We start from the raw sequence: 26339 nt of genomic DNA, 5'->3' as shown, positions 1-26339 counted from the left end.
TAATGGTGTGTCAGGCATACTGATTTCGCAGCCTTCGGCAGCTCCTACAAGATTTTCGTTTAATCAGCCTTCAGTAACACCTCATACCCTTCCTTATAAGTCGGATACCTCGGCACCCAGCCCAGTGCTTTAGCTCTCGCATTACTGCATCGTTTGCTGCCCGCCCGGCGCACGGCGGCGCCTTCGGCCCAATGCGTCACGCCCAGATACTCGCGGATCCACTGCACGACTTCGGCCAGCGGTACGGGCGCATCGTCCACGCCAATATAGCAATCCTCAAGCGCGACACCCTGAGCGTCTGCCTTCAGCAGCAAAGCCAACAATCCCGCGGCGTCGTCGGCGTGTATCCGGTTGCCATATAAAGGCGGGTCGATTGCCACGCTGTAACCCTGGCGCACCCGATTCGACAGGTCATTGCGGCCGGGGCCGTAAATGCCGGTCAGGCGCACGATGCTCGCCGGCAAGCCGCTGTTCAGCGCCACTTGCTCTGCCTCCAGCATGATTTTGCCCGAGAAGGTGTCGGCTTCCGTTGGCGATGTTTCGTCAACCCACTCCCCGTTTTGCTGGCCATAAACACCGCTGCTGGACACAAAAATGATCCGTTTTGGCTGCTGGCCTCGCTCTTTCAACCACTGAAGCGCCCGCTGCTGGCCTTCGACATACGCGGCCCGATAGCCGGTCTCATCACGCTCGGTGGGCGTGGCGCAATACACCAGATAGTCGATGGCCGTGTTGGGCCAGGTGGCAGGAATGGTCGGGCTGAACAGGTCGCCAGCCACGCCGTTCACGCCATCGGGCAGCAGGGCAGTAGTGCGCCGCAGGCCATGAACCACCCAGCCTGAAGACAGCAGCTGCGTGGCCAGACGACTTCCAATATCGCCGCAGCCAGCGATCAGGACAGAAGGTGTAGACATGATGAACTCCCTACAAACAAGGCGGGTCAGACGGCCACGAAACATGGGCCAAAGCTGACCCGCCAGATGCGTATGATGGAAAAAAAGATACTCTATTACTTTTGTTAACAAGAATTACTTGCAATAATACCGGCCCGTTTGTTCTCCTCCTGACGTCGAACGCATAGCGCGACGTAGCAGAGCGACCCACCTTCTTCTTTACTCAGGTCCGGCCAGCATGACACGTACTACCTCCTCCGCTTCGCCAACCCAGCTACCCAGCCTGCCGCGTGCATGGCGTGGTATCGCAGCACTGCTGCTGAGCCTGATGCTTGCACCTGCTGCTTTCGCTGGTCAGGCTGCTCCCGCTAATCCAGCCGCCGCCCCGGCGCCAGCAACTGCTCCAGCGACGACCACTGCGCCGTCGTCGCAAACCACTGCACCGGTTGCTCAGGAAGGCGCGGCGCCGGTTGAAGGCCCCGCGATTGTCGAGCCCGAGGATAACAGCCTCGGCATGTCCCACGACCTGTCGCCTTGGGGCATGTACCAGAACGCAGACATCATCGTTAAGGCCGTAATGATCGGACTGGCGATTGCGTCGATCATTACCTGGACTATCTGGATCGCCAAGGGTTTCGAATTGCTGGGTGCCAAGCGTCGTCTGCGCACCGAGATCGCCAACCTGAAAAAGGCCCGCACCCTGTCCGAAGCCAGCGAAAGCGCTGCCAAGGAAGGTACGCTGGCCAACCTGCTCGTCCATGACGCCATGGAAGAGATGCGCTTGTCGGTGAACAGCCGCGAGCGTGAAGGCATTAAAGAACGTGTGAGCTTCCGCCTCGAGCGTCTGGTTGCTGCGTGCGGCCGTAACATGAGCATGGGCACCGGCGTTCTGGCCACCATCGGTTCGACTGCGCCGTTCGTAGGTCTGTTCGGTACCGTGTGGGGCATCATGAACAGCTTCATCGGTATTGCCAAAACCCAGACCACCAACCTTGCTGTCGTTGCGCCGGGTATTGCCGAGGCTCTGCTGGCGACGGCACTGGGTCTGGTCGCTGCGATTCCTGCGGTTGTTATCTACAACGTCTTCGCTCGCTCCATCGCCGGTTACAAAGCACAGGTTTCCGATGCGTCGGCACAGGTTCTGCTGTTGGTCAGCCGTGATCTCGATCACCAGCCAACTGCCGACCGTACTCAGTCGCCACACATGGTCAAGGTGGGCTAAACCTTGGGCATGCATCTGAAAGAAGGCGACGACGATCTCGCCGAAAACCACGAAATCAACGTAACGCCGTTCATCGACGTCATGTTGGTCCTGTTGATCATCTTCATGGTGGCAGCGCCTTTGGCGACGGTTGATATCAAAGTCGACCTGCCCGCCTCGACCGCCAAACCGCAGCCCCGGCCCGAGAAGCCGGTCTTCCTTAGCGTCAAGGCCGATCAGAGTTTGTACCTGGGCGACGACAAAGTCGCTCCTGAGCAGTTGGGTCAGATCCTCGACGCCCGAACCAAGGGCAAAAAGGACACCACGATCTTCTTCCAGGCCGATAAAGGCGTGGATTACGGTGACCTGATGGAAGTGATGAATGCCCTGCGCTCTGCGGGCTACCTCAAAGTCGGTCTGGTCGGTCTCGAGACGGTTGGTAAGAAATGATCAGTACGCGCCAAAAACTGACGCGCTATAGCGGTAGTCTGTTGTTGGTGCTGGCCGTGCATGCCATCGCGATCGTGGTCGCACTCCGATGGCCTGCATCCCAGGCCATCGAGTTGCCGCCGGCGGCCATGATGGTGGAGTTGGCACCTGAGCCAGAACCGGCCCCGCCGCCGCCACCGCAAGTGGTTCAGCCGCCTCAACCTCCAGCCCCCGAGGAAGAAATCATTCCCAAGGTGGCTGAAGTCGAAAAGGCAGAGATTGCTGTGCCCAAGCCGGTGGTCAAGCCGAAGCCAAAACCTCAGCCGCCAAAGCCGGTGAAAAAGCCTGAGCCTCCGAAGGATTTACCAGCCGACGAGAAGCAGGTCGATACACCGCCAACGACAGCCAAGGTCGAGAAATCGGCTGCGCCAACGCCACCCAGTCAGCCAGCACCGCCAAGCAATGCGCTGCCAACCTGGCAGGGTGATTTGTTGAAGCATCTGGCCAAGTTCAAGAAGTACCCGGAAGACGCTCGACGTCGCGGCATGCAAGGGGTCGCTCGTCTGCGCTTTGTGGTTGATGCCGATGGCAACGTGCTGTCGTATTCGATTGCAGGCAGTTCAGGCAGTCCATCGCTGGACAGGGCCACCATGGAGATGATCCGTCGTGCCCAGCCATTGCCTAAACCGCCAGCGGAAACGCTGAACAACGGCACTATCGAGATCCTGGCGCCGTTCGTTTATTCACTTGATCGGCGTTAACTCGTAATTTTGATACAACGCAGTTACTTGATAACGTGCGTCTATCGATTGCAGCCGCTATGCTGGGGCCGCAACTTCATGGACGCACGTTATGACTCTCACAGAATTGCGCTACATCGTTACCCTCGCTCAGGAACAGCACTTCGGCCACGCTGCTGAACGCTGTCACGTCAGTCAGCCGACATTGTCGGTGGGCGTCAAAAAGCTTGAAGATGAACTGGGTGTGCTTATTTTTGAGCGCAGCAAGAGTGCCGTGCGTCTGACCCCCGTGGGTGAAGGCATCGTCGCTCAGGCACAAAAGGTTCTGGAACAAGCCCAAGGCATCCGTGAGTTGGCCCAGGCTGGCAAGAACCAGCTGACCGCGCCACTCAAAGTCGGTGCGATCTACACCGTCGGCCCTTACCTGTTCCCGCATTTGATTCCGCAACTGCACCGGGTCGCCCCGCAAATGCCGTTGTATATCGAAGAAAACTTCACTCACGTGCTGCGCGACAAACTGCGTAACGGTGAGCTGGATGCGATCATCATCGCCCTGCCGTTCAATGAAGCCGACGTGCTGACCATGCAGCTTTATGACGAGCCGTTCTACGTCCTGATGCCTGCAGATCACCCATGGACTCAGAAAGAAACCATCGACGCTTCGGCGCTCAACGACAAGAGCCTGTTGCTGCTGGGCGAAGGTCATTGCTTCCGTGATCAGGTCCTTGAGGCTTGCCCGACCCTGACCAAGGGCAGCGAAGGTGCCAAGCACACGACGGTGGAATCCAGCTCCCTGGAAACCATTCGCCACATGGTTGCTTCTGGTCTGGGGATTTCGATCCTGCCGATGTCGGCGGTGGACAGCCATCACTACGCGCCTGGCGTAATAGAAGTGCGTCCGCTGACGCCACCGGTTCCGTTCCGCACAGTAGCGATTGCCTGGCGCGCCAGCTTCCCGCGGCCCAAGGCGATCGAGATCCTCGCTGACTCCGTGCGTCTGTGCTCGGTGGCACGTCCGAAAACCCAAGCGAGCTGAGTGGTCCCATGAGCGAGTTGTCTCAAGTCTCGGTCACCGCGCTGAAGGGTGTCGGCGAGGCCATGGCCGAGAAGCTCGCCAAGGTCGGTCTGGAAAATCTGCAGGACGTACTGTTTCACTTGCCGCTGCGCTATCAGGACCGCACCCGTGTTGTGCCTATCGGTCAGTTGCGTCCCGGCCAGGACGCGGTGATTGAAGGAACGGTCAGCGGCGCTGATGTGGTGATGGGCAAGCGGCGCAGTCTGCTGGTGCGTCTGAACGATGGCACCGGAAGCCTGAGCCTCAGGTTTTATCACTTCAGTAACGCGCAGAAAGATGCGCTCAAGCGCGGCACCCACATCCGCTGTTTCGGTGAGGCCCGGCCCGGCGCATCAGGTCTGGAAATCTATCACCCGGAATACCGTGCGCTGACCGGCAGCGAACCCGCGCCCGTGGAGCAAACGCTCACGCCGATCTACCCCACGACCGAAGGCCTGACTCAGCAGCGCTTGCGCCAGTTGAGCCAGCAAACGCTGACCCTGCTTGGGCCGAAAAGTCTGCCCGACTGGCTGCCTGAGGAGCTCGCCCGGGATTATCAGCTTGCGCCGCTGGATGATGCGATTCGCTATCTGCACCATCCGCCTGCAGACGCCGATGTTGAAGAGCTCGCCCTCGGCCATCACTGGGCCCAGCATCGGTTGGCGTTTGAAGAGCTGCTGACCCATCAGCTTTCCCAACAGCGTTTACGCGAAAGCCTGCGTTCGCAGCGTGCTCCGGCGTTGCCGCTGGCCAAGAAGCTTCCGAAGCAGTTTCTCGCTAATCTTGGCTTCCCGCCCACCGGAGCCCAGCAGCGTGTTGGCAAGGAAGTGGCCTACGATTTGAGTCAGCCGGAGCCCATGCTGCGTTTGATTCAGGGCGATGTGGGCGCGGGCAAAACCGTGGTTGCTGCCCTGGCCGCGCTTCAGGCGCTGGAGGCTGGTTACCAGGTCGCGCTGATGGCACCGACCGAGATTCTTGCCGAGCAGCACTACATCAACTTCAAGCGCTGGCTGGAACCACTGGGCATTGAAACTGCCTGGCTGGCGGGCAAGCTCAAGGGCAAAGCTCGGGTCAGCTCGCTGGAGCAGATCGCGGGCGGCACGCCCATGGTGGTCGGCACTCATGCGCTGTTCCAGGACGAAGTGCATTTCAAGAATCTCGCCTTGGTGATTATCGACGAGCAGCACCGCTTCGGTGTGCAGCAACGTCTGGCCCTGCGCAAGAAAGGCGTTGGTGGCCTGATGTGTCCGCACCAGTTGATCATGACCGCCACACCGATTCCACGCACGCTGGCGATGAGCGCCTACGCGGATCTGGATACGTCAATCCTTGATGAGCTGCCGCCCGGACGTACCCCGGTCAACACAGTGCTGGTGGTCGACTCCCGGCGCATCGAAGTGATTGAGCGCGTGCGTGCGGCCTGTGCCGAAGGTCGGCAGACTTATTGGGTCTGCACATTGATCGAAGAGTCCGAAGAGCTGACGTGTCAGGCGGCGGAAACGTCCTTCGAAGAGTTGACCAGTGCATTGGGTGAATTCCGCGTTGGCTTGATTCACGGACGCATGAAGCCGGCTGAAAAGGCTGCTGTCATGGCCGAGTTCAAGCAGGGTGCGCTGCAATTACTGGTGGCGACGACCGTGATTGAGGTTGGCGTGGACGTGCCCAATGCCAGCCTGATGATCATTGAGAACCCTGAACGACTGGGGCTGGCTCAACTGCACCAGCTGCGCGGCCGGGTCGGACGTGGCAGCGCCGTCAGCCATTGCGTGCTGCTTTACCATCCTCCGCTTTCGCAAATAGGCCGCCAGCGGTTGGGCATCATGCGTGAAACCAATGATGGTTTCGTGATTGCCGAGAAGGATCTGGAATTGCGCGGCCCCGGCGAGATGCTGGGCACCCGGCAAACCGGGCTGCTGCAATTCAAAGTGGCCGACCTGATGCGCGACGCAGACCTGTTGCCTGCCGTACGTGATGCGGCTCAAGCCCTGATCGAACGCTGGCCGCAACATGTCAGCCCGCTCCTGGAGCGCTGGTTACGTCACGGCCAGCAATACGGCCAGGTGTGATGCAAATCGTCGCTTTGATGATCGCATCACACCGGAAACATCCAAGCTGGTTATACTTCAGCGACTGTAGGAAATTGGATACCCGTCATGACAGAAGTTGCCCACGTCGATGAAGCGCCTCACGCCCCGTCCGTCATTCGGCAGTTGCTTGGCAAACTAGCGATCAGCTACCGCGAGGTCGATGAATCCCCGCACCTGCCAGCAGCACGAAGAGTCCAGGCCGTCCTGGTCGAGGATGCCGTTGGCGCACTTCTGATCCTTTTCCCGCAAAGCCAATTGCTGGACCTCAGCCGCATCACTGAGCTGACCGGTCGCAAGCTGGTGGCCGTGCCGCACTCGCGCATGCTGAAGATGCTGGCCAAGCACAGCCTGCAAGTGCTGCCGGGCTTGCCTGCCCTGACCAGCTCGCCGTGCCTGTACGATGATCGTTTGCTGCAAGAGCCTTCGGTGCTGATAGGCTCGGGTGAGCCCGGCGTCTTGCTGGAAATCAGCAGCGACGACTTCAAGACCATGTTGAACAAGGCCAGCGCCGCTCATTTTGGTGAGCTGCTGAGCACTATTCATCCCAACCTCGATCGTCCTGATGATGATCGCGAAGAAATTACTCAGGCCATGCAAGCCTTCACGGCGCGCCGTATCCAGCAGCGTCTGGAAGCGACCCTGGAAATCCCGCCGCTGGCCGAAACCGCGCAGAAGATCATCAAGCTGCGGGTCGATCCCGATGCGACCATTGATGACATTACCGGCGTTGTCGAGACCGATCCGGCGCTGGCTGCTCAAGTCGTGAGCTGGGCGGCATCGCCTTACTACGCGTCGACCGGCAAGATCCGCTCGGTTGAAGACGCCATCGTGCGCGTGCTCGGGTTTGATCTGGTCATCAATCTGGCGCTGGGCCTGGCGTTGGGCAAAACCCTCAGTCTGCCCAAGGACCACCCGCAACAGACCACGCCTTACTGGCAGCAGTCGATTTATACCGCCGCTGTCATTGAGGGCCTGACCCGTGCGATGCCTCGCGCGCAACGCCCGGAAGCGGGCCTGACGTACCTGGCGGGTCTGCTGCATAACTTCGGTTATTTACTGCTGGCCCACGTGTTCCCGCCGCATTTCTCGCTGATCTGCCGCCAGCTCGAAGTTAACCCGCACTTGCATCACAGCTTTGTGGAGCAACATTTGCTGGGGATCAGCCGTGAGCAGATGGGCTCTTGGTTGATGCGCTACTGGGACATGCCGGATGAGTTATGCACAGCCCTGCGCTTCCAGCACGACCCAACTTATGACGGAGAGCACAGCGCCTACGCCAACCTGGTTTATCTTTCGGTACGTCTGCTACGCCAGAACGGCATCGGTTCGGGTCCCAAGGAAGATATCCCCGACGAGCTGTTCGCCCGCTTGAGCCTGAGCCGCGAAAAAGCAGAAGAGTCAGTGCGCAAGGTGCTTGAAGCCGAAGTGCTGCTACGGGAACTGGCTTCGCAGTTTTCTAGCTGATTCCTGTAGGAGCGCGCTTGCCTGCGACCGACCCGGACAGTCAGCTGACATCTTCGTCGACTGACCTGACGCTATCGCGGGCAAGCGCGCTCCTACAGTTAATATTCACCTTACACGCTCAATATTGAGTATTGCTCCAACAGGTTCTTGTCAAACTGTCTCCTCCGCCTCCCCAGGCAACTGCTCATCCAGGTGCAGCCACGGCAGGCGATTGTCCGTCCAGATATGGCGGTCCGCAGGTGCCAGCTCGGGTTGATCGAAGGTGGCGACGGTGACGTCTATCTCTTCCGGGCTGTTGCGCGAGAGCAGAGCCAGTTGCGCCCCGCAGTTATTGCAGAAGTAGCGCACACAGGTCGGGCCGGAGTCGTAGGTCGCGGGGCTGCCCTCGGTCCATTCGAACGAACTGACCGGCACTGAAATCCAGGTCATGACAATGCCGCCCGACGTGCGACGGCATATGGAACAGTGACAGTGAGCGATGTCTTGCAGTGGCGCATCGAACTGATAACGCAGGTTGCCGCAATGGCATCCGCCGGTAGTGATCTGGCCCATATCCCTTTTCCCTTGTGCTAGACGTGCTGATGGAGTTCTGACCGTTCAGGCTCGCATTCGTCATTAAAAACTAACGCTCAAAGGTTTCAGCGGCGAAAGCTGAATGAAAGCTTGGCCGATTAGGATCAGCTCACCGCCGGCAACAGACCGGTCAGCCACATGTGCGTTTCACAACGTACTAAGGCCCAGTTAACAACAACAAATGGTGACCCTGATGTGCTCTAGTGCCTTGCTGCATTCCCCGCTTTCGCCCCCACTCCCTGCGCCGCTCTTTTTGAGCTGATTAGCCTTTCGCCTTAGCCAATCGCGTACCGCCTGGAGTATTTACTATGTTGACCTTCCTCGGCTTTGCCATGGTCATTGCTTTCATGTACCTGATCATGAGCAAGCGCCTTTCCGCGCTGATTGCCCTGATTCTGGTGCCGATCCTGTTCGCCATCTTCGGCGGTTTCGCTACCGAAATCGGCCCGATGATGCTGGCTGGTATCACCAAGCTTGCGCCAACCGGCGTCATGCTGATGTTCGCCATTCTGTACTTCGCCTTGATGATCGACTCGGGTCTGTTCGACCCGGCCGTGCGTCAGATTCTGAGGTGGGTCAAAGGCGACCCGATGAAAGTATCGGTGGGCACTGCGGTGCTGGCACTGGTGGTTTCTCTGGACGGTGACGGCGCAACGACCTACATGATCTGCGTCGCAGCCATGCTGCCGCTCTACAGCCGTATCGGCATGAGCCCGCGGATCATGGCCGGCCTGATCATTCTGGCAGGCGGCATCATGAACATGACCCCATGGGGTGGGCCGACCGCCCGCGCAGCCAGTGCGCTGCATGTGGAAGCATCCGATATTTTCGTACCGATGATTCCTGCCATGTTCGCCGGTGTGGTTGCACTTCTGTTGATCGCCTACTTCTATGGCAAGCGTGAGCGCGCTCGCTTGGGCGAGCTCCATCTGCAGGGCGATGAAGCCGATCACAGCGAAATCAGTGTTTCGCAGTTTCCGGATGCCCGTCGTCCGAAGATGATCTGGTTCAACGGTGCGCTGACTCTGTTGCTGATGATCTCTCTGATCATGAGCGTGTTGCCGCTGCCAGTCCTGTTCATGATTGCGTTCAGTATCGCGATGATCATCAACTACCCGAACATGCAGGATCAGAAAGATCGTGTGGCAGCTCACGCTGGTAGCGTGCTGTCAGTGGTCGGCCTGATTTTCGCCGCAGGTATCTTTACCGGCATTCTGACCGGCACCGGCATGGTTGATGCCATGTCCAAGAGCCTGTTGGCAGTGATTCCGGACGCAATGGGCCCGTACCTTGCGGTCATTACTGCTCTGGTCAGCATGCCGTTCACCTTCTTCATGTCCAACGACGCGTTCTACTTTGGCGTGTTGCCGGTACTGACTGAAGCGGCTGCTCACTACGGTATTTCGCCGGTGGAAATGGCCCGTGCCTCCATCGTCGGTCAGCCGGTTCACTTGCTCAGCCCGCTGGTTCCTTCGACTTACCTGCTGGTAGCTCTGGCCGGTATCGAATTTGGTGATCACCAGCGCTTCACCTTGAAGTGGGCAGTTCTGGTTTGCCTGTGCATAATGGTCGCCGCTTTGCTGATGGGGATCTTTCCTTTCTACAGCAGTCTATAAAGTCGGCTCACTTGTTTTGCGGCCCATGCCCCGGTCTTCATCGTCGGGTCTGGGCCGCAAAAGTTTAAACGCTCAAAGGATTACAAAATGGAATGGCTGACCAATCCTGAAATATGGATTGCTTTCTTTACCCTGACTGCCCTGGAAATCGTCCTGGGCATCGACAACATCATCATGATCTCGATTCTGGTCAGCCGCATGCCCAAGCATATGCAGGCGCGCACCCGGATTTTCGGTCTGGCGCTGGCCATGGTCACGCGCATACTGTTGCTGCTGTCGATCACATGGGTCATGCGTCTTACCGCTGACCTGTTCGTCGTCATGGGCCAGGGGATTTCGGGTCGCGACCTGATCCTGTTCTTCGGTGGTCTGTTCCTGCTGTGGAAAAGCTCGCAAGAGATCTACCACGGTCTGGAAGGCGAAGAAGAGTCGACAGACGAGCCGGGTGGCAAAGGTGGCAAGTTCATCTACACCATCATCCAGATTGCGATCATCGACATCGTGTTCTCGCTGGACTCAGTGATCACTGCTGTCGGCATGGTGTCCCACGTGCCGGTCATGGTTGCGGCCATCGTGGTTGCCGTTCTGGTGATGATGTTGTGCGCAGGCACCATCAGCGACTTCATCGAGAAGCACCCATCGTTGAAGATGCTGGCGCTGTCGTTCCTGATCGTTGTCGGTACCGTATTGATCGCCGAAGCGTTCGACGTGCATGTGCCTAAAGGCTACGTGTACTTCGCTATGGCGTTCTCGCTTGCTGTTGAAGCGATCAACATCAAAATGCGCGTTGCGCATGCGAAGAAGAAGGCGCAAAGCGACCCTGTAAAACTGCGTAAGGACGTTCCGGGCCAGTAAGCCGGTGTGTCACTGAAAAAAGGGGCGCACTGATGCGCCCCTTTTTTTGCCTGCAATCGCAGTTCGTGCAGTGTAAATGCGGTTCTGGTGGGAGCGAATTCATTCGCGAAGGGGCGATTACAGATGATAAATATCCATCGGATGTACCGGCCTATCGCGAATGAATTCGCTCCCACAGGGATCGTGTTCTTTTTTTGCCTGCAATCGCAGTTCGTGCAGTGTAAATGCGGTTCTGGTGGAGCGAATTCATTCGCGAAGGGGCAATTACAGATGATAAATATCCATCGGATATACCGGCCTATCGCGAATGAATTCGCTCCCACAGGGATCGCGTTCTTTTTTTGCCTGCAATCGCAGTTCGTGCATTGTAAATGCGGTTCTGGTGGGAGCGAATTCATTCGCGAAGGGGCGATTACAGATGATAAATATCCATCGGATATATCGGCCTATCGCGAATGAATTCGCTCCCACAGGGATCGCGTTCTTTTTTTGCCTGCAATCGCAGTTCGTGCAGGGTAAATGCGGTTCTGGTGGGAGCGAATTCATTCGCGAAGGGGCGATTACAGATGATAAATATCCATCGGATATACCGGCCTATCGCGAATGAATTCGCTCCCACAGGGATCGTGTTTCCTTGCACGCAAATGTAGATGGCTGATTTATTACATATTTGTTTCAATGGCTGGATGCCAATCATTGTTGGCATTTAAGTCAAAGGCCGACTAAAGGTTAGTAAGGCCTGGCAAGCGCGACATTCGCTGCACCTTCAATTCATTGCCCGTATGGGCACACTTCAGGGGGCTTTCCGTATGCTGACCCTGCTCGATTTGCTTTCGGCCGTGGCCTTGCTGATCTGGGGCACTCACATTGTTCGTACCGGCATTTTGCGCGTGTACGGCGCGCAGTTGCGTCAGGTCATCAGTCAGAACATGTCCAAGCGTCCGCTGGCGTTTATCGCCGGCATTCTGGTGACCGCGGTTGTGCAGAGCAGCAACGCCACCGCCATGCTGGTGACTTCATTTGTCGGTCAGGGCCTCATGGCGCTGACGCCTGCCCTGGCAATCATGCTGGGCGCGGATGTCGGCACGGCCTTGATGTCGCGCATCCTGACGTTCGATTTATCCTGGCTGTCGCCGCTGCTGATTTTCCTGGGCGTAGTGTTCTTTCTGTCTCGCAAGCAGACCCGTCTAGGTCAGATGGGGCGCGTTGCCATTGGCCTTGGGCTGATTGTGCTGGCGCTGCAACTGATCGTCGCCGCCGCCGCCCCGATTACTCAAAACGCTGGCGTGAAAGTACTGTTTGCTTCGCTCACCGGCGATTTGTTGCTGGATGCGCTGGTGGGCGCGCTGTTCGCGATGATTTCCTACTCCAGTCTGGCCGCCGTGCTGCTGACCGCAACGCTGGCAGGCGCTGAAATCATCAGCTTGCCGGTGGCTATCGGCCTTGTGATCGGCGCCAACATCGGCAGTGGCATGCTGGCCTTCCTGAGCACCAGCATGCAGAACGTTGCCGGTCGCCAAGTGGCCTTGGGCAGCTTGCTGTACAAATTGTTTGGCCTGCTGCTGGTCATTCCGGTGCTCGACCCACTCGTACGCTGGATCGACAGCCTGGGCTTCAGCCCGCAAGACATGGTCATTGGCTTCCACCTGGTCTACAACACCGCCCGCTGTCTGATCATGCTGCCCACCGTCGGCCCGATGGCGCGGCTGTGTTCGGTCATCTTGCCGGAGCGTCCCGAGGTCAACGGGCTGGCCAAGCCGCGCCATCTGGACCTGACAGCCCTGTCTACGCCTAGCCTTGCGTTGGCGAATGCCGTGCGGGAAACCCTGCGCATGGGTGACCTGATTGAAGGCATGCTCGGCTCGATGCTGGAAGTCCTGCGCGGTACGCAAACGTCCATGACTCAGGAAATGCGTCGCCTCAACGATGACGTCGAAGCGCTGTACAGCGCGATCAAGCTTTATCTGGCGCAGATGCCCCGGGAGGACCTCGGTGAGCAGGACAATCGGCGCTGGGCGGAAATCATCGAGCTGACCATCAACCTGGAACTGGCTGCCGGATTGATCGAACGCATGCTGCGCAAAATCCAGCAGCAGAAAACCTCCCAGCGTCGCTCCTTCTCCGAGGTCGGCCTGGAAGAGCTGGCGGGCCTGCAATCGCAGTTGCTGGCCAACCTGCGTCTGGGTTTGTCGGTGTTCCTCAGCGGTGATCCGGAAAGCGCTCGCCAGTTGCTACGTGAAAAGCGCCGCTTCCGCGCTCAGGAGCGTCGCCTGGCCCATGCCCACGTCAGTCGCCTGCAACGCAAAGTGGTGCAGAGCCTTGAAACCAGTTCGCTGCACCTTGAACTGATTGCCGACATGAAACGCCTCAACTCCCTGTTTTGCAGCAGCGCCTACGCCGTGCTGGAAACCGCCGACACCGGCGCATTGTCCAGCGAAAGCGAGCCAGAGCAGCCCGCGTAAAAGTGGTGATGTGAACGTACCGGGCACATCGAAGTCTGTTAGACATACCGATCCGCAAGGAAGCAATGTTTTATGCGTTGCCTGCTGTTCGCTTGTCTGTTTCTGATCGCACTGCCTTCCTCCGCTCTCGACCGTTTTCAGGTCGAGGGCTATATGCTGCCCAACGGTTTGCAACTGCTGCTCAAGCCGGGCTATGAAAAAGGCCACGTGGCCATTCGATTGGTGGTCGGCATTGGTTTCGATGACTTCCCGTGTGAAGACAAAGAGCTGCCGCATTTGCTGGAGCATTTGCTGTTCAGCGGTATCGACGATGCGGGTGAAGGAGGGCTGGAAGAGCGCATGCAGGCGCTGGGTGGCGACTGGAATGCGTTCACCAGCAACACCGACACCACATTCGTGATCGAGGCTCCGGCGCAGAATCAGCGCAAGGTGCTGGACCTGCTGCTGGACGTGCTGACCAAGACCCACTTCGATCAGCCCGATCTGGATACCGTCAAACGTATCGTCGAGCGCGAAGATGGCGGCCATTACTCGCACCTGCAACGCTGGCTGGATCGCAAGGATCTGGGTCACAACGCCAGCAGCCAGTTGGCGGTGGAGATGGGCCTCAAGTGCGCCGAGCGCCCTCAGGTCGATCACATCACACTGGATCAGGTTCAAGAGGTGTTCAGCTCCTGGTATGCGCCGAACAACATGACGCTGATCGTGGTCGGCGATCTGGACCGGCTGTTGCCGAGCTATCTGGAGCGTACGTTCGGTGAGCTCGATGCGCTTGATCCCATCGACCATCCTCCGTTGGCCGAGCCCAATGACGCGGCTGAAAAAGACCGTACCTTGATTCGTGGAACGCTGGGCGACGCTGCGCGGCTGCATCTGATATTCAACGAGCCGCTGCTGGACGATCAGCATGATGAAACGCTGGAGCTCGTCAGCGACTACCTTGAATGGGCGCTCTACAGCGACCTGCGCCTCAAGCACGGTTTGTCTTACGGTCCGTGGGTCGACCGGGAGGTCTTCGGCGGCACGGGCTTCATGAGTCTGAATGCCGACCTTGAGCGTGACGACGTTGATCAAGCCAAGGAATACGTCCGCGCAATGCTCGACCGTCTGCAAGTGGACGGCCTGGATCCGGCGGCATTCGCCCGGATCAAACAAGCCACCATCGCCAAACAGGCCTGGGCCGTGCAGGGCAATAGCGCCCTGGCGGACTATTACTGGGGCGCGCTCAACGATTACGAGAAAGGCCGGTTTGCTGATCCGGTCAAGCGTTACAAAGCCGTCAGCCTCGACAGCGCCAATCGCGCGCTGCGCGAATTGCTCAAGCAGAAGAGTTATTGGCGCACCGAGCAGTCGTTGCTGAGTTACGACAGTGCGTTCTGGCTGACGACGGCAGTGGTGGGCTTACTGGTGTTGCTGGTGGGATGGCGCGTTAACAGCTATCGCCGTAAACGCCGATGATCATATTTGTAGGAGCTGCCGAAGGCTGCGAATGCGTTTTCCCAGAAGACCGCTTTCGCAGCCTTCGGCAGCTCCTACAGAGGGCGGCGTTTAACTCTCAATCATTCAATGAATTCACTGGCAGCGCTGTTATCCTGCTGACCCTTTTTCCACACCATCAAGTGAATCGCTGAAATGCCTCAATGGAAATCCCTGATCGTCCGCATCGTTGAACTGATGAAGCGTTATCCGGGGCTTATTGCGGCGGGTGGTTTCGTTTCGGGTATCGCCAGCTTCATTCTGGTGGACCGTCAGGAAGGCCTGGCAACCTGGATCGCCGTGGTAATGCTGCTCAGCTGGCTGTGGCTGATGGTCGAAGGCAGCGCCATGGTGCTGTTCACCAAGGTTTTCAAACGCAGAATTCCCGAAGGAATACTGCGTTACGGCACGCAGATGATTCACCAGGAAAGCCTGTTCTTCGTTCTGCCGTTCTTCTTCATTACCACTACATGGAACAGCGCCCAGGCGATTTTTACCGGGATGCTGGGTGCGGCCGGTCTTATCTCCATCATTGATCCGCTGTACTACAAATGGCTTGCCCCTCGGCGCTGGCTGTTCATGGCCTTGCACACCCTGACCCTGTTCGCTGCCTTGCTGACCGCCCTGCCGATCATCCTGCACCTGACCACCGCCGAGAGTTACAAGCTGTCGCTGGGCATCGCGATGCTGCTGTCATTCCCCAGCCTGATATCGAGTTTCCCGGTCACCAGTTGGCGGCGCGGCGTGGGCGTGGTGGTCATGATCCTGGCAATCGGCGGTGCAGGCTGGCTGCTGCGTTCATGGGTGCCGCCCGCGACGCTGTGGCTGACCGAAGTAGCGGTCAGCATCGACTTTGATAACAAGAACCGTACGCCGGGGGACAGCGTCACCCAGGTCAGCGCTAATCAGGTACGGAACAGTGGTTTGTATGCGTACACCTCGATCAATGCGCCGCGTGGTCTGGATGAGCGGATTTACCACGTGTGGCGACACAACGGCAAAGAAGTCGACCGGATTGCGCTGGATATCCATGGTGGCCGTAAAGAAGGCTACCGAGCGTGGACCCACAAGCGCAATTTCCCACAGGACGCGGTGGGCAAATGGCAGGTGAGGGTGCTGACTGAAGACGGACAGATGATCGGCGTGCTGCGTTTTGAAGTGACCGAGGCTGATCAGGCGCCTGTCACTCGACCTTCTGGCCGGATAATCCGTCTCAAGCCGGGTGGCGATGACAGCAACAGCGGGGCTGATGAGCCTGCGCCGCAGGGGTCAGAGCCCGAGGCAAAAGAGCCTGAAAAGGCTCAGCCTGAGGCGGCTGAGCCTGACGTCAAACCTGAAGCTGCCGAGCCCGCCGCTCAGTAACCCTGAGACTTACTGCGCGGTTGCGCCGAAGAACCAGTAAGTGACCATGATTGCCGCGATCACGCCGGCGAGCTCGGCCAGCAGCGCGCAGCCCACGGCGTGGCGTGCGCGCTGGATGCCAACGGCACCGAAGTACACCGCCAGCACGTAGAACGTGGTTTCGGTACTGCCCTGAATCGTCGCGGCAGCCAGCGCTGCAAAGCTGTCTACGCCTTGAGTCTGCATGGTTTCGATCAGCAGCGCCCGAGCGGCACTGCCCGAGAACGGCTTGACCATGGCAGTCGGCAACGCATCGACAAAGCGTGTGTCCACCCCCAGCCACTGAACCAGATGACGAATACCTTCCAGGCCCATATCCAGCGCGCCGGAAGCACGCAGCACGCCGACCGCACAGAGCATCGCTACCAGATAGGGCAACAGGCCTTTGGCGACGTCAAAACCTTCCTTCGCGCCTTCGACAAACGCCTCATAGACCTGCACCTTGCGTAACGCACCGATCACCAGAAACATAATGATCAGGCCGAACAGCGTCAGGTTGCCGAGGATAGAAGAGAGGCCGGCCAATGCCGCTGCTGACATGGTTGCCAGTAACGCCATAAAACCGCCGAGAAGCAGTGCGCCGGGGATCAGGTAGGCCAGCACGACCGGGTCCCACAGCCGCAGGCGCTGCATGAACGCCACCGACAACAGGCCGACGATCGTCGAGGCGCTGGTCGCCAGAAGAATTGGCAAGAACACCAGCGTCGGGTCGAGGGCGCCTTGCTGTGCGCGGTACATGAAAATCGAAACAGGCAGCAACGTCAGCGAAGACGCGTTGAGTACCAGAAACAGAATCTGCGCGTTACTGGCCGTGGTCTGGCTGGGGTTGAGCTCTTGCAGCGAGCGCATGGCCTTGAGGCCGATAGGCGTTGCCGCGTTATCCAGGCCCAATGCGTTGGCAGCGAAGTTGAGGGTGATCAGGCCAAGGGCAGGGTGGCCCGCAGGGACTTCCGGCATCAGGCGCAGAAACAGTGGGCCCAAGACTTTTGCCAGCCAGTCGACAATCCCGGCTTTCTCCGCAATCCGCAGAAAACCCAGCCACAGCGTCAGCGTGCCGAACAGCAGCACCATGACTTCAACCGACAGCTTGGCCATGGCAAAGATGCTTTCGACCATGGCCGCAAAAATGCCGGCGTTACCGCCAATCAGCCACTGGCCAAATGCGGAGATTGCCGCAATCAGAAAAAAACCGAGCCATAGAGCGTTAAGCATTCACAAGTCCCCCGCAAGATGCCGCGATGATAGCGGTGCGAGGGCAAACAACAAACCCTGGAGAGGTCAGGATAAATCTGAAAGAGCCCCACATATGTCCCTGAACCAGGCTTTCGTGCAATAAACGTGTAACCCTGTGGGAGCGAATTCATTCGCGAAAGCGGTGTGTCAGCCCCGGATATTTTTCAGGACTGCCGCCTTCGCGAATGAATTCGCTCCCACGGGAAATACCATTTCAATTCGGGTGGCGAAGAGCCGCCCCTTTTTACTCAGCGCAAAATCTTCGGCGCTTCATCCCGTGGCAGGTTGTTTTGCTGCACCGGCTGGCCGGTGTATTCCACTTCACCACGCAATTGCTCGCGCAGTTGACGGGCCACATCGACACCGATTGACCGAGACACGTCGCGCACAACGCGGGGGCGATTCAGAGAGACTTTAACGTCGCGGCTGTTGAACAGTTTGGTGTCCTGCCCTTCGCCCATGGCCGTAAACGCCGAGCTGATCTCGTAGGTACGGGTATTGATCAAACTGAAATCAGCCACCAGCGTCAGGCCAAGAATCGCCGAATAACTGTTGGTGTTCGCCAGTTCGCCGATGTCCTGCTGGAAATCGATATCCGACACGGTTCCGAACAGCACGTAATCCGCGCCCTTGAAGCTGCCGCTCTTGATACGCTTGATGACGTCATAAACGTCTTCTTTGGATTGGGCGGTGTACGGCGTGCCTTGCACCAGCTGGAACATGCCGGACTTGATGATCTCGCCCTTGATATCGCCGCTGAATTTGCGCAGCTCGCCCTGTTCGATGTAGCTGTAACGCGCTTCATATTCGTCGTAGCTGGAAGAGCCACTGGCGCTGTAGCGGTTGGCTTGCAGGTTGCTCTTGGCTGAGACGGTGTGGATATAAGCTTCCACGCGTTCCTGAAAAGCCAGGTCAGCCACAGCGATTTTCGGTGCGGCCTGAACGCCAAAGGCGCACATCAGGCCGAAGATGCCAATCCATGCACGCATTGGTTAACGCTCCGTGGTTTTGCGGATTTCTTTTTCGTCCATCCATTCAGCCAGACCGCTTTCGACGTCGATCAGTTGCAGGCTGAATTTATAGAAGACGTCCTTGTAGTCAGCGCTGCGCTTGACGATGGAGCTGATCGAGCCTTCGAGGCGGTACTTGGCAGCAACCATGTTGCCGGTTTTGCTGACCGTCGACTTCTTGTACAGACCGCTCTGGTTTTGCAGTTTGAGCTGATCAACCTGGCTCTGCATTTCAGTGTTGTCGCTGGCAAAGCGGGCGGTGCCGGACTTCATCAACTGGGTCTTGATCGACGTGGTGATTTCACGCGTATCGATGTACTCGCTGGTCTTGTTCTTTACGTCGTAAACCTGAACCACCGGACGACCCTGCAAGATCCCGGATTGAGCCAGGGAGCGGGTCATGGACTCGGCGATCATTTGCAGATCGGTGGAGCCAAATTCGTTGGTGATGGTTTCTACAGCTTTGGTATCGCCGTAACTGATGTTCTTGCTGCCCAGCGATGGCGAGTTGTTGGCGCAACCGGTAACCAGCAGGCCGAAAGCGGCGATGGAGCAAAGGCGAATAAACATGCGGTAGTTCTCTTCAACTGAACAAATGAGGGAGGGGCTCAAGGCGTTTTGACTTCGAGGCGAAAGTCAGTGGCTTTCGGCGTCGGCGCAATGGCGGGCAGGTAGGTAGTCTGGGTGCCGTACAACGTCGTACTTTTCCACACCTCTGCATCGGCTACGGGAAAGCCATCGTTACCCAGCCAGGCGAAGCGGTAATACATCTGTTTGTTGTAGCTGCTGGTGTTATTGAGTTGCACGTTAACGGTCAGAAACCCGTTTTCGCGAGCCACCCGCATAGCGCCGACTTCGATGTTCTTCATGTTACCCAGCGACATCACTTTGCTTGCAGCACTGCCGGGAGCTGGCTGTGGTGGTGTGGCGCATCCGGCGAGCAGGGTCAGCGCAATGACGCCGAGAATCTTGATACGCATCGGGTTCTCCATTCAGGGTTGTTTAGTGGTCGCGATGGCTTGTGGCGCCGACAATGGCGTTACCTGAGCCATCAGGCCATCGGTGTAAACCTGATTGCCAATTGCACGCAGTGCGACGACTTGATAGCGCTGATCGACCTTCACCTGGACGTGAGTGCCTCCCGTACTAGAAGGCAGAATCACGGTGTGCGTGCCTTGTGGCAGACGCAGGCGAGCAACTTGTGTGTTGTCCGGCAGGGTTCGCCAGGTGCGGGTATCTGCACCCTCGGTAATGGCTGAGGCGATACCCACGGCCAGACCGGCTAGGGGGTTCACATCATTGATCTGTTTTTGCGCCACGCCGCGAGTGATTGCACGAACTGTGGTACGCAGGATGATGCCTGGCATGTCGTCACGCAGGGCGCGGCGAGACATGTCTGTGGTGCTGTTGAGCTTGGTCAGATTAATCTGCTGGCCGTCGAGGCCAATCTGGGTGAAGGCTGCGGTCGTGGTATCCGGCTTGATCACCGGGAACGACAGTGGAGTAATCACTAGATTGCCACTGATGGGCAGGGGCAGCGGAATACGTACCGAATCGCGAGCGGGAGCGAAGCCGCTTTGTACGACGATTAATACTTCGCTGTAGCCATCTTTGCTTTCATTGCCATCAAGCTTGAGCAGCGCTTCATCCAGCAATGGCGTGTTGGGGCGTAGTTCTGCTGCCTTGCGATAACCCGGCGCAGCGAGGCCTTTTTCGCCCATGGCCTCATAGACAAAACCCGACAGGTAATGACTGAAAGCACTCTGATAGCTGTTCTTGAGGCCGACAACTTCAGGCGCATCAAGTGAGGATACCGGGTAGCCCTTCAAGTCCTTGAACCGGGTTTTTACGCCCTTGTTCTCGGCTTCCTCTTCGCTCTTGAGATATTCCTTGTCACGCAGTTCGGCGATCACCGCTTCACGTTCGTGAGTTTTTTTGATCTCGACGCGAGCGCCTTCGAAGTCATTCTTCGCCAGCAGGTTCAGGGCCATCTGTGTGGTCAGCATGACCTTTTCGTAGTCGTAGCCTTCGTAGCGACGCACCTTGTCGTTGATCAGAAAACTGCCGAACTGAGCGAGGTACTTATCGGTGTCGAGCTTGACCGACTCTTCCCACTGGTAAACCACGTTGTCGGCGGAACGCCACGCGGCCTGGCTGCCAGCAAGGTCGCCTTTGGCGCGCAGTAATTCGCCTTTCTCGAAATAGTAGAGCAGGTCCTTGTCGGCGCTGGTGTTGTTCTTTTCCAGTACGCCCAACGCGCCGTCAACGTTACCGCTGGCCAGTTGCAGGTTGGTTTCTTTGAGTTCGGTATCGTAGCTACGGAAGGCAGAGCAGCCTGCCAGTTGTACTGCGGCGAACAGCACGAGCGCAGTCAAGGCACGAGAAGACATGAGGCGTTCATTCCCTGAAATAGATAGCAGGGACTAAGTCATCTGCTACGCAAATCCGTTTGAGTGGGCAACCATTACCGGCTGCCCGGCGAGCCTCTTTGTGCGAGCTAATGTCACTTGCAGCCGAGGGCGCGGGAGTATAAGCCGCTTTTCGGTGCGAACAATGGCTTTTTGATGGCTCACAGGTTTTTAGGCTGATTCCTACACCTGAAGATAGAATTACCTCACGCATGCAGGTAACTACGATATGCCTTGAGGCCTGATCCAGGAGGGGGGTTATGCGATCAATGTAGCTGTGCAAATATCTCCTTTTTAGTGGTTGTTCATATCACGGAGGCCTGCATCTTGCACATTTCAACCGTCAGCACTATCGAGCTTTGCCGTTTTGAATCTGCTGATCAGCAAGGTGTGATTGACGTCATCCTGCCCATCCAGCGTGAAGAGTTCGGCATATCCCTAACCGCCGAAGACCAGCCGGATCTGCAAGCCATTCCTGACTTCTATCAGGTCGGCAAAGGCGACTTCTGGGTTGCTAAACATCAAGGCCAGGTCATCGGCACCATCGGCCTCAAAGACATCGGCGCACGGCAGACCGCCTTACGAAAAATGTTCGTGGCAGCGCCGTTTCGTGGGCTTGAGTTTGGAGTGGCGGCGCAGTTGCTCAACACGCTGCTTGAAAACGCCTGGCAACGTGGCGTGCAGGAAATCTACCTGGGCACCACCGACAAATTCCTCGCCGCGCACCGGTTTTACGAGAAGCACGGGTTTGTTGACGTGGCGAAGGAAGACCTGCCGGATAGCTTTCCGGTGATGAAGGTGGACAGCAAGTTTTATGTGTTGCGGCGTGTCTGAGTAGCTTTTGTGGGAGCCGGGCTTGCCCGCGATGAAGCTGACGCGGTGAGCCTGAAATCCGCGTCGCCTTTATCGCGGGCAAGCCCGGCTCCCACAAAGATTGCGATAACTCTTACCTACTTCTGCTCCGCATGCGCCCAACGATAATCAAGACGCGGTGCGCGGACTTTAACCTTGCGCTTGGTCTTGGTCAGTGTCGGTTCGAACACAGGCTCAGGATCACGCAGGAACGCGGTCATCACTGCGCTCAGGGCATACAGGCCGGTGAACGCCCAGACCACGCCAGCAAGGCCGAAGCTGTCCTGGAAGATCGCGACCACTGCAGGGCCGACCCAGGTCGATGCGCCTGCGCCGAGGCTGAGGACTGACAGTGCAGCGGCTTTGTTCTGTGGCGCGAGGGCTGGTGCCAGTGCCGACAGCGGTACGAAGCATGCCAGCGTCAGGCCATAGAAGGCGCCGAAGATCGAAGCGATCAGGAAGTCATTCGGGAAGGCCTGCGGCATGAAGAAGAACAGCGGCGTGCTGATCGTGCTGCCGACGGCACCCAGCCACAGGATCGTATTGCGATAGCCAATCCGGGTACTGATGATGCTGGAGGCGAGGTTGCCGATGATGTTGAACACAAACACGATGGTCAGCAGTCGCAGCCACTCTTCAAGGCTGAAGCCTACGGTGTGCATGAAGAAGCCGGGCATGATCACCAGAAAGCCGAACATCGACGAGGTGTTGATCACGCGCACCAGACCGGCAAGCGACACCTTGGGCATTTCCCACATGATGGTGATGTTCTTGGCCATCGAGACCAGCGGTTTTTCACCTTCCGGCGCCAGACGCTGCATACCGTGTGCTTCGCGCATGCCCACCAGACCAATCACGCCACCCACAACTACCAGCGCAAACGACAACCAGAAAGTCGCCATGGCACCAATCAGCGGGATGCTCACACTGGCGACCAGCGAGCCAAGAGTTGGCAGCCCGGCTGCGTAGGCAACCCAGAACCAGCCGACGGCCATGCCCATTTTGCGGGACGGCGTTGCGGCGGCGATCCAGACCAGAAAACCGTAGGCGAACAATGGGTAGCCGAAGCCACGCAGGCCGTAGGTCAGGAGGATCATCGAGTAGCTGAGTTCTTGCAGGCCGTAGATCAGGAACAGGACTTCAAAGACGCTCCAGATCAGCAAGCCAAGAATCATCACGCGCTTGGGGCCCCAGATGTTCGACAACGCGCCGGCCAGCCAGGAGGAGACACCGACGGTGACACCGTAGATGGTAAAGACCATGGCGATTTCATCGGCAGGCATGCCGCGTTCGCTAAGGAAAGGGGAGAGATAACCCAGTTCGACGCCATCGCCGATCATAAAGATAAGCAGGCCGACGAAGCCCCAGAACATTGGATAGGGGATGCCGGTTTTCTCGCAGAATCTGGCGAGTGCAGTGTTCGGAGTGGATTGATCGCTCAATTTTCCGGTCCTTTTTTTTAGGTACAGCACGGCGTTTGGTGACGCCGTATGAATGGCCTCAATGAGGTTGAAAGGCAGGGTTGCCCGACACGCTGTTGGCAAATGCGCGAACACAGAACGTGTGGACTTTCATCTGATGCAGGATCGCCGCTATACGACTTCAATGACCCATGAATCTATGTTTTTTATAGATTTTCGAGCCCGTTTGCTTTTTATTTATCCCATCTGAGGACGATGATGGCAACCGCTCTAGACCGGGCCACCTGTGGCGGGATGACGCACCAGATCGCATGTGGTCCCCAGTTTATAGGGGGAAGGGCGTTACAAAAGATGTCGGAAAAAAATGGCAAAAAAATATCAACCGAGTGGATTGCTAGCAATATTGATGGGCATAACGGCATTTCTGCCATCACGACACGCGCTTAACTCAGCGGATTGAAGCCATCACCGGCCGAGCAGAAACGCTCCCGAACCGCCTGGCTGGCGTCGCTGCCATCTCTGTCACGACGCTTGCCCCATTCGCGGCATTTTTCCCGGAAGTAAACTTTGGCGCCTTTGCGGCATTCGCGGTGTTCGATTGAGCCGCGCCGATAGTTGGCGCAGACACTGGTGCCGTCGATGCGATTGTTATTGATCGCCCATTCAGCGGCGTAGGTGCGTTTACCGTCCCATTGCCAAACGGTGGCCCGCTCGACGTTGAAGGCCGTGACGCGCTTGGTTCGGGCAGGTTGTTGCTGCTCGTTTTTGTATTTCGCCATGTAGGACGCGCTCACCATACCGCGGGCGTCTGGATTCTCGGTTGCACGGGGAAATTGACCGTAGCGGCAAGTGGCTACGGCTTCGTCGATGATGTTGTCTGGTTTTATGCAGTCGGCCAGCGGTTTGGGTTCGATCAAGGCGTCCTGCGTGTAAATCGGCGGCACCGGGTTTGAGCTGACGGGCAGCGTGGGCGCGGGGGGGTTGTGCACGGTCACACGGCTAACGGTATTGCTTAAACGATCGCTGAAATGCACCAGCAGATAGCCCGCTGCAGCGACCACTATCAGTGGCAGGAAGATGCGCCGCCAGGTTCGTGCAGGGCTGGAACGGTGGCGTCTATACGCTATGGGCGCGTCATCTGCCTGAGCATGCAAGTGCTCAAAGGGATTGAGCTTTCCCCGAGGCTGGCTCTCGCTTGGATCCATACACTCTTCCTTGATGTGGGCTGCGCATCCTTTGCGCCAAGTGAGTCGAGGGTAAACCGATTGAAAGTGTTTCGCCAGCGTTACACATGGCTCTGTGGGAGCCGGGCTTGCCCGCGATAGGTTTTTGGTGATCTACCTGAAAGGTTGCGGTGTCTGCATCGCGGGCAAGCCCAGCTCCCACAAAGTCCGGCGGTGTCGAATCACTGGTGCTTACGGCCTTTGTTCCGTGCTTTCACACGCTGCTCGCCGATTTTGACCTGCACACATGGCTCTGTGGGAGCGAGGCTTGCCCGCGATAAGGTTTTGGTGATCTACCTGAAAAGGTCGCGGTGTCTGCATCGCGGGCAAGCCCAGCTCCCACAAAATCCGACGGTGTCGAATCACTGACGCTTACCGCCTTTGTTCCGTGCTTTCACACGCTGCTCGCCGATCTTGACCAGCTCACATGGCTCTGTGGGAGCCGGGCGTGCCCGCGATAGGGTTTTGGTGATCTACCTGAAAAGGTCGCGGTGTCTGCATCGCGGGCAAGCCCAGCTCCCACAAAATCCGGCGGTGTCGAATCATTTGTGCTTAAGGCTTTTGTTCCGGGCTTTCACGCGTTGCTCTCGAATTTTGACCAGTTCCTCCCGCATTTCCCGATGCCTTTTCGAGTTGAGCATCAGCAGCCCAAGCAAAGGGAAAAGTATTCCAGTGGTGTAGGAGAACATGTGCGGCCTGTAGCCAAAGGTAAGCAGCACCGTGAGCAGGCTGATTATCAGCAATGCGACGATGATCCAGACACCCCAGGTCCTCCCCCGGATCATCATGAAATTACCGAAACACAGGACCACCGAGAGCGCGATGGCTGCCATCGCTGAGTAGCTACCCCGCTCGGAATACTCGCGAAAGTAAGTACTGCTAGCCAATGAGATGGCGACACTTATGGAAAATACCGCGAGAAAGAATGCGCCGATGAATGTTGGGAAGTATCTGGCAAGGAAGGCTTGTAAGCCGTCGGTCTGCATCATGGTGCTAGCTCCTCGTAAAGACCGACCGCGATGCTTTGAACTGTGCCGCTGCCTACCAAACCGATAGATGCTCCCAGCGCGTCTTGTATCTGAGTGCGTGTGGCATGTTGTATTTGCGTAGGAGTAAAGCGTTTCGTGAGAGCGCCGGATTGCTGCTTTAGTTTTAGCAATTTGCTTGTGAGCTCCGGGTGCTTAAGCGTGAGCAACTCCTCCGTCAAAGCTTTACGCTGCTGTCTGGACAGGCCTTTCGACGTTTCATACCAGCTACGGCCTGTGGCTGCCTTACGAGCCTGTAAAAACCTGAGTGTTGTCAGTCCTGATGCACCAACTCCTAGCAGAGAAACAGCATCCAGAACGGGGGTAACGTTACGGTACCAGTTAGCGTCGTCCATCGAGTCGTTAGCTAATGGATCGTCTGTTTCATTGTAGGTGCGCACCATTCCAATTACACATTGCCCGGTACTTGCAGTCGCAGCAGCAACCCCAATCCCCGCCACCACAATACTAGCCCCAGCCGTAAACGGCACCGCCACCGTTCCGCTGAACACCACGAGCCAGCCCAGTATTGCGCCAGCGCAGGACAGGGTGGCGCCGACCGCTTCCTTGACCACACGTGATTCGCGGGGGTTGTTTTGAACCTCGTGGGCAAACTGGGCGGGGGCGATGTATTTCTTGGCTTCGCGCAGGATGATGCGCTTGGGCTGGATGCTGCAGATGGGCGTGAATTCGCGCAGTGTGACGACGTTGAAATCAGCATCTATGTAGACCACGCCAGCACCCACGATGCCGGGGTCGGCATCAATCGCGGCGAACAGCCGGGGCAGGTTGATGCGGCTTTCGATGCGTTGGCGGGCCAGGAATTGAGAGGGGTTGTTGCTCAGTCCGGTGAGAATCTGGGTCATGTTGTTTCTTCCTTGTCATGCACGATAAACCGCCATCAGCCCCCTCATGC

The 26339-nt window shown here is 57.6% G+C and carries 23 protein-coding genes; 12 read left to right on the top strand and 11 right to left on the bottom strand.

Annotation, left to right across the window (positions count from 1 at the left end; genetic code table 11):
* Positions 1 to 59: 59 nt before the first annotated feature.
* Entirely contained in the window at positions 60 to 914 is an 855-nt protein-coding gene (locus KDX30_RS16995; RefSeq protein ID WP_231676986.1) for an NAD-dependent epimerase/dehydratase family protein, read from the bottom strand.
* A 217-nt stretch (positions 915 to 1131) separates the two neighbouring features.
* Between KDX30_RS16995 and exbB the strand changes: the two genes are divergently transcribed.
* From exbB to KDX30_RS16965, 6 genes are all read left to right on the top strand, one after another.
* On the top strand, positions 1132 to 2115 hold the full coding sequence (gene exbB, locus KDX30_RS16990) for a tonB-system energizer ExbB (RefSeq protein WP_231676985.1): 984 nt from the start codon (positions 1132 to 1134) through the stop codon (positions 2113 to 2115).
* A gap of 3 nt (positions 2116 to 2118) precedes the next feature.
* Entirely contained in the window at positions 2119 to 2544 is a 426-nt protein-coding gene (gene exbD, locus KDX30_RS16985; RefSeq protein ID WP_027900035.1) for a TonB system transport protein ExbD, read from the top strand.
* The gene (locus KDX30_RS16980; protein ID WP_027900034.1) at positions 2541 to 3284 is read left to right on the top strand and encodes an energy transducer TonB; all 744 of its coding nucleotides are present in this window, start codon (positions 2541 to 2543) and stop codon (positions 3282 to 3284) included. Before exbD ends, KDX30_RS16980 begins: the two co-directional genes overlap by 4 nt.
* 91 nt (positions 3285 to 3375) lie before the next feature.
* Positions 3376 to 4299, top strand: a complete 924-nt coding sequence (locus KDX30_RS16975) for a hydrogen peroxide-inducible genes activator (RefSeq protein WP_027900033.1) — start codon at positions 3376 to 3378, stop codon at positions 4297 to 4299.
* Positions 4300 to 4307: 8 nt separating this feature from the next.
* The gene (gene recG, locus KDX30_RS16970) at positions 4308 to 6383 is read left to right on the top strand and encodes an ATP-dependent DNA helicase RecG (RefSeq protein ID WP_027900032.1); all 2076 of its coding nucleotides are present in this window, start codon (positions 4308 to 4310) and stop codon (positions 6381 to 6383) included.
* Between the two features lie 87 nt (positions 6384 to 6470).
* Positions 6471 to 7868 carry an aminoacyl-tRNA deacylase and HDOD domain-containing protein gene (locus KDX30_RS16965; protein WP_231676984.1) on the top strand — a complete coding sequence of 466 codons (1398 nt, stop codon included), beginning with the start codon at positions 6471 to 6473 and terminating at the stop codon, positions 7866 to 7868.
* A 150-nt stretch (positions 7869 to 8018) separates the two neighbouring features.
* On the opposite strand, the gene KDX30_RS16960 is transcribed toward KDX30_RS16965, so the two are convergent.
* Complete coding sequence (locus KDX30_RS16960) at positions 8019 to 8420, bottom strand: GFA family protein (protein WP_122396632.1); 402 nt, start codon at positions 8418 to 8420, stop codon at positions 8019 to 8021.
* A gap of 329 nt (positions 8421 to 8749) precedes the next feature.
* Here KDX30_RS16960 and KDX30_RS16955 point away from each other — a divergent pair, with 329 nt between their 5' ends.
* From KDX30_RS16955 to KDX30_RS16935, 5 genes are all read left to right on the top strand, one after another.
* Positions 8750 to 10057 (top strand): CitMHS family transporter, encoded by a 1308-nt coding sequence (locus KDX30_RS16955; RefSeq protein ID WP_099270300.1) that lies wholly within the window; start codon positions 8750 to 8752, stop codon positions 10055 to 10057.
* A gap of 87 nt (positions 10058 to 10144) precedes the next feature.
* Complete coding sequence (locus KDX30_RS16950) at positions 10145 to 10912, top strand: TerC family protein (protein WP_099270301.1); 768 nt, start codon at positions 10145 to 10147, stop codon at positions 10910 to 10912.
* 809 nt (positions 10913 to 11721) lie between these two features.
* Complete coding sequence (locus tag KDX30_RS16945) at positions 11722 to 13374, top strand: Na/Pi cotransporter family protein (protein WP_027900027.1); 1653 nt, start codon at positions 11722 to 11724, stop codon at positions 13372 to 13374.
* Positions 13375 to 13446: 72 nt separating this feature from the next.
* Entirely contained in the window at positions 13447 to 14832 is a 1386-nt protein-coding gene (locus KDX30_RS16940) for a M16 family metallopeptidase (RefSeq protein WP_231676983.1), read from the top strand.
* A gap of 174 nt (positions 14833 to 15006) precedes the next feature.
* Positions 15007 to 16212 (top strand): DUF5924 family protein, encoded by a 1206-nt coding sequence (locus KDX30_RS16935; protein ID WP_122705173.1) that lies wholly within the window; start codon positions 15007 to 15009, stop codon positions 16210 to 16212.
* A 9-nt stretch (positions 16213 to 16221) separates the two neighbouring features.
* Here the strand turns inward: KDX30_RS16935 and KDX30_RS16930 are convergent, their stop codons facing one another.
* The 5 genes from KDX30_RS16930 to KDX30_RS16910 all read right to left on the bottom strand — a co-directional run bounded on the left by KDX30_RS16930 (position 16222) and on the right by KDX30_RS16910 (position 20884).
* Positions 16222 to 17463 (bottom strand): nucleoside recognition domain-containing protein, encoded by a 1242-nt coding sequence (locus tag KDX30_RS16930; RefSeq protein ID WP_027900024.1) that lies wholly within the window; start codon positions 17461 to 17463, stop codon positions 16222 to 16224.
* Between the two features lie 269 nt (positions 17464 to 17732).
* Positions 17733 to 18473 carry a penicillin-binding protein activator LpoB gene (locus tag KDX30_RS16925; RefSeq protein WP_231676982.1) on the bottom strand — a complete coding sequence of 247 codons (741 nt, stop codon included), beginning with the start codon at positions 18471 to 18473 and terminating at the stop codon, positions 17733 to 17735.
* Positions 18474 to 18476: 3 nt separating this feature from the next.
* A complete protein-coding gene (lpoB, locus tag KDX30_RS16920; RefSeq protein ID WP_231676981.1) occupies positions 18477 to 19064 on the bottom strand; it encodes a penicillin-binding protein activator LpoB in 588 nt (195 codons plus the stop codon).
* A 38-nt stretch (positions 19065 to 19102) separates the two neighbouring features.
* Complete coding sequence (locus KDX30_RS16915) at positions 19103 to 19474, bottom strand: YcfL family protein (RefSeq protein ID WP_231676980.1); 372 nt, start codon at positions 19472 to 19474, stop codon at positions 19103 to 19105.
* Positions 19475 to 19486: 12 nt separating this feature from the next.
* On the bottom strand, positions 19487 to 20884 hold the full coding sequence (locus KDX30_RS16910; RefSeq protein ID WP_122705166.1) for a COG3014 family protein: 1398 nt from the start codon (positions 20882 to 20884) through the stop codon (positions 19487 to 19489).
* A gap of 351 nt (positions 20885 to 21235) precedes the next feature.
* Between KDX30_RS16910 and KDX30_RS16905 the strand changes: the two genes are divergently transcribed.
* Positions 21236 to 21736, top strand: a complete 501-nt coding sequence (locus tag KDX30_RS16905; protein WP_231676988.1) for a GNAT family N-acetyltransferase — start codon at positions 21236 to 21238, stop codon at positions 21734 to 21736.
* A 116-nt stretch (positions 21737 to 21852) separates the two neighbouring features.
* On the opposite strand, the gene KDX30_RS16900 is transcribed toward KDX30_RS16905, so the two are convergent.
* From KDX30_RS16900 to KDX30_RS16885, 4 genes are all read right to left on the bottom strand, one after another.
* On the bottom strand, positions 21853 to 23196 hold the full coding sequence (locus KDX30_RS16900) for an MFS transporter (RefSeq protein ID WP_231676979.1): 1344 nt from the start codon (positions 23194 to 23196) through the stop codon (positions 21853 to 21855).
* 422 nt (positions 23197 to 23618) lie between these two features.
* Positions 23619 to 24380 carry a hypothetical protein gene (locus tag KDX30_RS16895; RefSeq protein WP_231676978.1) on the bottom strand — a complete coding sequence of 254 codons (762 nt, stop codon included), beginning with the start codon at positions 24378 to 24380 and terminating at the stop codon, positions 23619 to 23621.
* A gap of 560 nt (positions 24381 to 24940) precedes the next feature.
* Positions 24941 to 25387: a hypothetical protein gene (locus tag KDX30_RS16890; protein WP_122396892.1), complete on the bottom strand. Its 447-nt coding sequence runs from the start codon at positions 25385 to 25387 to the stop codon at positions 24941 to 24943.
* A complete protein-coding gene (locus tag KDX30_RS16885) occupies positions 25384 to 26289 on the bottom strand; it encodes an NAD synthetase (protein ID WP_027900019.1) in 906 nt (301 codons plus the stop codon). The genes KDX30_RS16890 and KDX30_RS16885 overlap by 4 nt, the downstream gene beginning before the upstream one ends.
* Between the last annotated feature and the right edge of the window lie 50 nt (positions 26290 to 26339).

This window comes from Pseudomonas quasicaspiana (assembly GCF_021147825.1).
Taxonomy (GTDB): Bacteria; Pseudomonadota; Gammaproteobacteria; order Pseudomonadales; family Pseudomonadaceae; genus Aquipseudomonas; species Aquipseudomonas quasicaspiana.
This window is presented reverse-complemented; position numbering and strand designations above follow the sequence as displayed.